The organism is Planktothrix sp. (genome assembly GCF_046067725.1).
Taxonomy (GTDB): Bacteria; Cyanobacteriota; Cyanobacteriia; order Cyanobacteriales; family Microcoleaceae; genus Planktothrix.
Map to the genome: position 1 here is coordinate 1 of NZ_JBJUDF010000098.1, position 9,282 is coordinate 9,282.

Consider the following 9,282-nt stretch of genomic DNA (forward strand, 5'->3'; position numbering starts at 1 on the left):
GAGAGTGGACTTGTTTAAATTGCGGTCAATCTCACGATAGAGATGTTAACGCCGCCAACAATATTTTAGTCGCCGGAGGGCTTTCGGAGACTTTAAACGGACGTGGAGAGAAGGTTAGACTTTCTATAAAGAGAGCATCGTCTCAGTGAAGCGTCAACCCATCCGGCATTTCAACAATTGTCAATCTTTGATTTGTTGAAATAGATGGAATCCCCGTGCGTTCACGCCGGGGTGGATGTCAATCCCATTTCTCACCTAACAGAAGTTAAACAGCCTCGCGGGTGATATCAATTTGAATTTTTCCCCTAAAATCAGGAATGGGAGGAGTCGGTTTTGTTAACTGTACCCGTGCTTTTTTGATTAAGGGTTTTTGTAATAAATGATCAGCAATTTCGGTAGCTAATCGTTCTAAAAGGGCAAATTTGCTGGTTTTAATAATCGTTTCAACGGTGTTAATGGTGTCTCGATAATCGAGGGTATCTGCGATCGCATCACTTTTTCCAGCTTGTCTTAAATCCAACCATAGAGTTAGATCCACCTCGAACCATTGTCCTAAAACTTGTTCTTCGGGTAAATACCCCGTATAACCATAGCTGCGAATACCTGAAATCTGGATGGCGTCCATCATCACTAAATTAATATGACATTTTCCAAGGGATATGTTATACTAAAAAAAGTATGGGTATGTAGCTCAGTGGATAGAGCATCAGATTCCGGTTCTGAGGGTCGGGGGTTCGAGTCCCTCCATACTCGTTTTAATCAATCACTCTCGGTCTGATCTGAGAGTGTTTTAATGTTCACAAATTGTGCAGTCGGACATCAATCAACCCGCAAAGATCAAGAACTGTAAAGATAGCTGCATCTCCTACAAAGCGCTGGTATCCAAAGTTAACTTGACCTTTGACCGATGACTAAGTGAGTCCCCATCAATTATTCATCAGATTCAATCTTTCCTTGAACGCCCTGAATAATTCGAGCTAATTCACTCTTTTCATTGACTGAAATTCGGGTAGGAGAACCGCTAATAATCCGTTCATAATCACGGAAAGAATCCGTAATCAGAGGGCCATGATCACTAATCGTATATTCTCGAATGCCTTTATCGTGCCAAGAACCTCGCATCTTGAAAACGTTTAAGGCACGAGACATTTCCCCACGAATTTCCACATATTGCAACATCAAAATCGTATCAGTAATCGTTGAAATATGGGAATCCGTAATTGAATGGGAACCCATAAATTGATCGGTTGTATTCGTGAAAAATCCTGTAATTTCCTCTTGTTTCGCATAACCCGTTACCCCAATCACAAATTGACGAAAGGCGTTATTACTGACTCCTCGTGCTAACGCCGATAACGAATCAATAGCAATTCGAGCGGGTTTAAACTCAGAAATTTCTGATTTAATAATTTGTAAATGATCTTCTAAGCCCGCAGATTCAGGATAACTACATAAAATTTTCAGTAATCCTTTGCGTTCCATTTCTTCAAAATCAATTCCCCAAGAACTCGCATTCCTAAATAACTGAGCGCGAGATTCTTCATAGGCAAATAACATCGCTCGTTGACCATTTTTGCAAGCATCCTGTAGGAAAATACTCACTAATAACGTTTTACCCGTTCCCGTTGCTCCGGTTGCCAAAATAATTGAATCTTTAAAGAAACCCCCCCCACACATTTGATCGAGGGTAGGATTTCCCGAAGAAACCCGTGCATTCGATGAGCGTTGAGTCAATCGCATTGCCCCCAGAGGGAAGATACTAATTCCATTATTAGTAATAGTAAACGGATATTCTCCTTTCATGTGGGTTGTCCCCCGCAATTTCAGGATTTCCGCCGTCCGTCGCCGTCGTTCTCCCTCTAAAACATTACGGAAGATCACAACATTATCAGAAACGAATTCTTCCACACCAAATCGCGCCACCGGCCCATATTCTGCTTCTCGTTCTGTTGTCATAATGGTGGTAGCGCCCACCTGTTTTAATCGCGCTACCAGGCGAAAAATTTCTCGCCTAACGACTCCCGCCGCTTCATATTGTTGGAAAACGGCCGTTACCGAATCAATCGAAACCCGTTTGGCTTTATATTTGCGAATCGCATATTGAATGCGCTCAATTAATGCCGATAAATCAAAATTTCCGACAATATCTTGTCCTTCGGGATCAGGAGAGGCATCTAAAATAAATAACTTTCCTTCATCAATAAATTGTTGCAGATCCCATCCAAAACTAGAAGCATTTTTAATAATATCTGTAGGGGATTCTTCAAAGGTAACAAAAATCCCAGGTTCATCGAAATAGGTAATTCCATTGTAAAGAAACTGAACAGCAAACAAGGTTTTTCCTGTTCCTGAAGTTCCGCTAACTAAAGTAGTTCTGGCAACGGGCATCCCTCCATGACTAATATCATCAAATCCTTCAATCATGGTGCGGATTTTTTGCACCCCTATCAGTTTACGTCCATTGTTTTTGATGTCCTGAGAACTTTCACTCATAATTTTTATCTTAAAGGATGTGGCTCTGATCGATGAATCTGTGAAACTTTTGCTACATTTACCACAAAATTTGGAACAGTAGGGGATCGAGTCATGATTTTACCGTCATGATTTTACCGCAGGCGAGACGTACTGATCTACTGGGAGTCACCAACCCACAGCCAAGAGATCAGGATTAACAGACATAAACAATCTATTTTACTCTGTTGTCAGCCCCCAAGCGTTCCGTTAACTCAATGAACCGAGAAGACCTATGACCCAGCAGAAAGATCGGCATGAGTCATACATAGAGGCTTTACTCATCCATGAGTTCTTCATAGAGGAGATCAAGTCCAATTAACACTTTTTCTCGATCGGACAAATCACCAATAATTTTCCGCACTGGAGGCGGTAAGATTTTTGATAAGGTCGGAGTTGCCAAAATCTTATCTTCCTCGGCCAGTTGAGGATTTTTGAGAACATCAATCACTTTCAACGCATAAACCCCTTGGAATTCCTGTTCCAAGATGTCTTTAAGGGTTTTCAACGCTCGAACTGAGTTGGGCGTATTTCCCGCCACATAGAGTTTAAGGACATAGGTTTTTTTAAGAGGACTCATAGATGTTTATTTACAAGTTTTAGAAGTGACATGAAAAACTAATTTTATAACTTGGCGTGAACTTGCTACAGGAACCTTACCCTTAGTATCGGCATTCCCGGCTTCTGAGATCCGAGTGACTGACTCTGACGAGTCGGGACTACTAACAAGGTGTTCATTTGCCAAGATGGAAATCGTGTTCTCAAAGATCAAAATTCAATTGTAGTTTCTAAGAATCTCTAGGAATTGAACGACGATACATTTCACACAAATGGGCAATGGTGTCAATTAAAGTTAATCTGTAGTCTAACAAAACATCCTCGCTTCTTCCTTCTAATTTAAGCTGTTTAGAGAAATTATCCATCAACTCCATATGAATTTCTACAATTCGTGTGACCGGAACATCAGCAAAAAATGCCAAGTTTACATATTCATCAATTTTATTATTCAAACTTTGATCGGCTGAAAAATAACTGAGAACAATCTGGCGATATTTTGTCTTGAGTTGATCGATGAATTCCTGCCGTTCAGCAGGAGCCATATTGCGAATAAAATTTTGGGGGCTTCTTTTATAGTACACACCCAAGTATCCTAATCGCTCATGGAGTTTACTGACCAGACGCCGTTGTTGACGAATGATAAAATTTGTTAACTCCGTCGGGGCGTTACCACTGGCGGACTGTTCTGTGAGGCGAGTCGTAATGGCATGGGTAATAAACTGACTGATGGCTTTGTCAATATAAGCTGGAATTTGATTCAGTTGATTGTCTCCGATTCGCACCTCGGTGCAATGGTAGAAATAGTTTAAGGATGCTCCCTCTACTGGTGCTTCCTCAGAAGGATCAACCGTTGCAGTTAAACCCTCAATCGGTTGCGGTTGTGCTGTGACAATCACCGCAGGAACAGAAATCAACTGCTCGTGGAGATATTGGCTCAGAGTCTGCAAATCTGGATTATCCTCCAGAATAATACAATCCAATTGGTGTCTTTCTTTGGACATAAACTGGATAAATGCGTCAACAGACTGAATCTGTGCGGCTGTATAGCTATCATTCTGCAACTGAGACATGACAAGATTCGCCAGTCCCACAGTCGGCACAAAGACACCGATTGATAGTTGTGGACGCCAAACGGTCGGGGAGGTTGGGACTAAGTTATCGCCGAACAAATCAGTCAGAGCCAATCTCTCCATTACTAAGATTGTTTAATCCTAGATAATATTCTAATCATGAATTGTAACTAATCTTTAACTATTAGCGGGAAAATTTTCAAGCTTCGACGTCCGCTTCACCTTTTGAGTCGGCTGAACTCGTGCTTTTACCATTGTGGGATTGATGGGTAACTGAATAAAGTTGAAATGCTCCTGGCGATTGGGGGCGACTTGCATGGCAATGGCTTTGATTTTAGCCCAATCAAGATGGTTAGGGGCTGTGGGTGGAACTCGCAAGTCATCCCAAGTTGCTAACCCATCGGTACTAATTTTACCTTGATCAACCGCTTTTTCTAATACTTCAACGGCTAACTTTAGACGGTGATAGAAGAGTTGTAAAGGCACTTCAGAAAGTTGTGTTTCAGGGTTATGATGAATCTCATCATAACGAATCTTTATAGAAAAGTTGACAACGGCTAATGCTCAAACCCAGACCGTGAAATCTTTTTCTCTAGGCAACCCATTAATCTGTTGCCTTTTTTTGTTTTTTGTTGCCTTTTTTTGTTTTTTGTTGCCTGTTTTTTGTTTTTTGTTCCTCATTCCTACTTCTATGTTTTCTGGGTGCTGTTCCCTGCTGTATTATAGATGTCGAACTAGCTACCCCTGAAAGTCCTTATTTAAGAAGCTTTCACAAGATGTACCCAGAACAAAGGATTTTAAGCATGAGGACGGATCACCAAAATCTACAATTAAATTGTCAGAAATTAGCAGAAATATTATTATCAAATCCCTTAATTGAAGATTGCTATTTTCTGGTAAGGCAGGGGGAATTAGTCGCTTATATTGTTTCCTCTGGAACTTGGAATCCTGAACAATTGTCCTCCGATCTAAAGTTTAAGTTACCGGACAATCTCCTACCAAATATCTATGTGCAAATTTCGAGTTTACCCTTAACGGATAGCGGTGATATCGATGAAACTGCATTAAAAAATATCGAAATTATCGATGATAATCAAGTTCAGGAGACAGAAGAAAAACTACGCTCTTTGTTAGATATTGATCAAGTTGCGGTTGTCCTGAGTTCCCAAAAAATCAAAATTCCACCACTGCATCTATCGGACTTATTGCCCTTTAAAAAAAGGGAAAATATTCAGCATCAAAATCCAGAAGTTAAACCTGAAATTTCCTTACCTATTCACGCTTCTAACACTCAACTCGCCCTCAGTCACGGACAGCCTTTAGAACAGTCTGTAAACCCGCCTAAAACTTTGGGAGAGATCCTCAAAAAAGCAGCCGAAAATTATTCAGATAAAGGGATTCTTTATATTCAATCGAATGGCTCTCAAATTTTTAAATCCTATCAACAATTATGGGAGGAAGCCCAAACAATACAAGCTGGATTACAAAAGCTAGGTTTACAAGCTCAAGATAAAGTTATTCTTCAGTTATCAGAAAACTATGATATCATCTCCGCGTTTTGGGGCTGTCTTTTAGGGGGCTTTATTCCGGTTATTATTTCAGTTCCAGCCAGCTATCAAGATTTGAATCAGGAAGTTAATAAAATTTGTCAGGTTTTGGAGTTGTTAGATTACCCTATTATTATCACAAATAAATCGCGTCAGCAAGAGATAAAATATTTAGAACAATGGTTACCTCATCACACCTTAAACTTGAGTTTTATTGAAGAATTAACAACTCATTCTAACCCTCACCCTCATATTAGTCAACCGGATGATATCGCATTCTTTAATCTGACATCAGGCAGTACAGGAATGCCAAAATGTATTTCATTAACCCATAAAAATGTCATCTCTCGTGCGAGAGGAACAAACGTAATTTGTGAACATCAAAACGACGATATTATTCTGAATTGGCTCCCCTTTGATCATATTGGGAGTATTTCCGACTGGAATATTCGCTGTGTCGAATTAGGATGCCAAATGGTTTATGTTCAAACTGAATATATCTTAGGTCGTCCTCTGAATTGGTTAGATTTAATTGATCAATATCGAATTACCCATAGTTGGGCTCCTAATTTTGCTTATAATCTCATTAATGAAGCTCTCAAAAAAGAACCTGATCAAACTTGGAATTTAGATTGTGTCAAATTCTTTTTAGCGGCGGGTGAAGCCGTTTCTGGTCAAGCCGTTGGCGAATTTATTAACACCCTTCATCTTCAATATCATCTGAAAAAAACGGCGATGCGTCCTGCGTTTGGGATGGCAGAAATGGGGTCAGGAATTACCTATTATCAGCCTACAGATCAACAGCCATTACTCTTTCATACCGTTGATAAATCCTCTTTAAATTCTGCTTTAAAACGAGTCCATCCTGAACATCCTAATGGTGCAACTTTTACAGATTTAGGATTACCGATTCCAGGGATATCCATTAGAATTGTTAATGCTGATAATTCCCTGCTACCCGAAGAAACCATTGGTCATTTACAAGTGAAAGGAGATCCGGTTTCACCCGGATATTATAAAAACCCAGAAGCGAATCAAGACGCTTTCTTAAAAGATGGCTGGTTTAAGACAGGAGATTTAGCATTTATTAGTAAGGGTCATTTAGTCATTACCGGAAGAAGTAAAGAAACCATTATTATTAATGGAGTGAATTACTATAGCCATGAAATTGAAACTGTGGTTGAAACCATTGAAGAAGTAGAAGTGTCCTACACCGCCGCTTGTGCTGTTTATGATCCTAAGAATAGTACCGATCAATTAGCATTATTTTTTAGTACAGAAACCTTTGACCACCAGCATCTAGCGGAACTTCTGAAAAAGATTAGACGAAAAGTAATTAACAGTTTTGGCGTTAATCCTGAATATTTAATACCCTTAAATAAAACGGAGATTCCTAAAACTTCCATTGGTAAAATTCAGCGATCGCAATTAATAAAACGGTTTGGAAATGGAGAATTTAATTCTATTTTAAAAGAAATAGATATTTTGGTAGAAAATGCTCAAACCCTTCCTGATTGGTTTTACCAGAAAGTTTGGAAACCTCGATCTCCAGTTAACTTAAAACCAGAACTTTCCAAGTGTTGTACTTTAATTTTTCTGGATTCCTTGGGTTTAGGAGCATCTTTGGCAGAAAAAATCGAAGGTCAAAACTTACCCTGTATCACGGTTTTAGCAGCGGAAGAATTTTCTCAAATCAGTCAAAATTGCTATACCCTCAGACCCGGGACAGCCAATCATTATCAACAGTTAATGGCATCTTTATCCGAGCGAAAAATTATCCTTAGCAATATTATTCATCTGGGGACTTATCAAGACTATCAGGGAGAAATTTCAACAATTGAACAGTTAGAAAAAGCACAAGAGCGCGGAATTTATGATTTATTATTCCTAGTTCAAGCCTTAGCTAAAATTCATGATTTCAAGTCAAAAATTCAATTGCTATTTGTTTCCAGTTATAGTCAATTTGTCATAGAAACCGATGAAATTGCCTATGAAAAATCTCCAGTTTTAGGACTGATCAAAACCCTAGCTCAAGAACTTCCTTGGTTAAATACTCGTCATGTTGATTTACCTCTGGATCAAACCGAAATTAATCTCAGTTATCTGCTGCAAGAACTATCCGTTTTATCCAAGGAAAGAGAAATTGCCTATCGCAACGGGAAACGTTTAATCGCAGGTTTGGAAAAAGTCAATTTACTTCAACACACCCAACAGGAATTACCCTTTAAATCAGGGGGAATTTATCTGATTACCGGTGGACTAGGGGGGATTGGCATACAAATTGCTCAGTATTTGCTCAAAAATTATCAAGCTCGTTTACTGTTAATTGGAAAAACACCTTTACCAGAAAAACATCTCTGGAGTGAGTACCTCAAAACCGAAGATCAATTATCCTTAAAAATAAAAAATCTCCAAGCTTTAGAAAATCTTGGGGGAGAAGTAATTTATCAAGCGGTAGATGTGACTAATTTCCCTCAAGTTAAACAGACTGTAGAACAGGTAAAAAGACAATGGCAAGGAGAACTTAATGGGGTGATTCATCTGGCTGGAATTTACAAAGATTGTTTACTTCTGGACGAAACTCAAGACGGTTTATCGACAATTCTTCGTCCTAAAGTAATAGGAACTTGGATTTTACATCAACTCCTCAAAGAATCTCAGGGAATTTTTATTAGTTTTTCCTCCTTGGCTAGTTTTTTTGGAGGAGCGGCTTTGGGTTCCTACGCGGCGGCTAATAGTTTCCTTGAGTCTCTGAATACCTATCAAGAATCTAAGAATTTGTTCCCCAGTTATTGTTATAGTTGGACAACTTGGCAAGAAACCGGGATGAGCCAAGGTTATCAGATGCAATACATAACCCGATCTCAAGGGTATTATGATATGACGGTGCGGCAAGGTTTAGACTCATTTATAACGAGTTTATATCACAACCAAAGACAATTAATGATCGGTTTAGATGGGAGTAATGGCAAGATTAATCGTTTCACATCTAGGTCGGAAGGATGCCAAAAGTTAACGGCTTATTACACCCGTAAATCTACAGTTCAATCGGTCAATCTATCTAATCATGTTAGTCTAAAAGATCGATTTGGAACGTCCTATCAATGTCCCTTGGTGTTGCGACAATCCCTCCCTATTAAGGATAATGGAGACATTGATAAGCGGCAGTTACTCAGGGAACTCCAAGGCAAAGAAAATAACGAATTGATAGCACCCAGAACGGAAGCTGAACGTCAAGTTGCTAACATTTGGCAAAAGGTGTTAAATTTATCTCAAATTGGAATTCATGACAATTTCTTTGAACTAGGAGGACATTCTTTACTGGCGAGTCAAGTCATTTCTCGTTTACGCGATGTTTTCTCGGTAGAATTGTCGTTGCACAGTTTGTTAGAATACCCAACCGTTGCCAGTTTAACTCAAACCATCGAGGTGCTTAATGTAGCCAAAAATAGTCAAAATGTAGCCAAAAATAGTCAAAATGTTAGGACAACAGCCTTAGAAGATTATGAAGAAGGAGAATTATGAAAACAGGTTAACTAAAATTTAAGCTTTTCAGAACCCTTTTTGGGAAAAATGTAAAAAAATGTATCCATCAC

Annotated in this window: 7 protein-coding genes and 1 tRNA gene; 3 read left to right on the forward strand and 5 right to left on the reverse strand. The window is 39.2% G+C overall.

Annotation, left to right across the window (positions count from 1 at the left end):
* Window positions 1-149 (forward strand): zinc ribbon domain-containing protein (locus ACKPEB_RS05565; protein ID WP_408963847.1); only part of this gene is annotated, 149 nt, incomplete at its 5' end.
* Between the two features lie 116 nt (window positions 150-265).
* On the opposite strand, the gene folB is transcribed toward ACKPEB_RS05565, so the two are convergent.
* Window positions 266-625, reverse strand: coding sequence for a dihydroneopterin aldolase (folB, locus tag ACKPEB_RS05570; RefSeq protein WP_408963848.1), 360 nt, complete (start codon window positions 623-625; stop codon window positions 266-268).
* A 55-nt stretch (window positions 626-680) separates the two neighbouring features.
* Between folB and ACKPEB_RS05575 the strand changes: the two genes are divergently transcribed.
* Window positions 681-753, forward strand: a tRNA-Arg gene (locus ACKPEB_RS05575).
* Window positions 754-930: 177 nt separating this feature from the next.
* Here the strand turns inward: ACKPEB_RS05575 and kaiC are convergent.
* The 4 genes from kaiC to ACKPEB_RS05595 form a co-directional block, all read right to left on the reverse strand.
* Complete coding sequence (gene kaiC / locus ACKPEB_RS05580) at window positions 931-2,493, reverse strand: circadian clock protein KaiC (protein ID WP_408963842.1); 1,563 nt, start codon at window positions 2,491-2,493, stop codon at window positions 931-933.
* 295 nt (window positions 2,494-2,788) lie between these two features.
* Entirely contained in the window at window positions 2,789-3,091 is a 303-nt protein-coding gene (gene kaiB, locus ACKPEB_RS05585; RefSeq protein ID WP_072717063.1) for a circadian clock protein KaiB, read from the reverse strand.
* A 208-nt stretch (window positions 3,092-3,299) separates the two neighbouring features.
* The gene (locus ACKPEB_RS05590; protein WP_408963843.1) at window positions 3,300-4,253 is read right to left on the reverse strand and encodes a circadian clock protein KaiA; all 954 of its coding nucleotides are present in this window, start codon (window positions 4,251-4,253) and stop codon (window positions 3,300-3,302) included.
* 63 nt (window positions 4,254-4,316) lie between these two features.
* Entirely contained in the window at window positions 4,317-4,625 is a 309-nt protein-coding gene (locus ACKPEB_RS05595) for a hypothetical protein (protein WP_408963844.1), read from the reverse strand.
* Between the two features lie 317 nt (window positions 4,626-4,942).
* Between ACKPEB_RS05595 and ACKPEB_RS05600 the strand changes: the two genes are divergently transcribed.
* A complete protein-coding gene (locus ACKPEB_RS05600) occupies window positions 4,943-9,211 on the forward strand; it encodes an SDR family NAD(P)-dependent oxidoreductase (RefSeq protein WP_408963845.1) in 4,269 nt (1,422 codons plus the stop codon).
* Window positions 9,212-9,282 lie beyond the last annotated feature (71 nt).

What these genes read in the sequence shown, in the direction of transcription:
- folB (WP_408963848.1), bottom strand. Translation starts at nt 625, where the DNA reads ATGGACGCCATCCAGATTTCAGGTATTCGCAGCTATGGTTATACGGGG.
- kaiC (WP_408963842.1), bottom strand. Translation starts at nt 2,493, where the DNA reads ATGAGTGAAAGTTCTCAGGACATCAAAAACAATGGACGTAAACTGATA.
- kaiB (WP_072717063.1), bottom strand. Translation starts at nt 3,091, where the DNA reads ATGAGTCCTCTTAAAAAAACCTATGTCCTTAAACTCTATGTGGCGGGA.
- ACKPEB_RS05600 (WP_408963845.1), top strand. Translation starts at nt 4,943, where the DNA reads ATGAGGACGGATCACCAAAATCTACAATTAAATTGTCAGAAATTAGCA.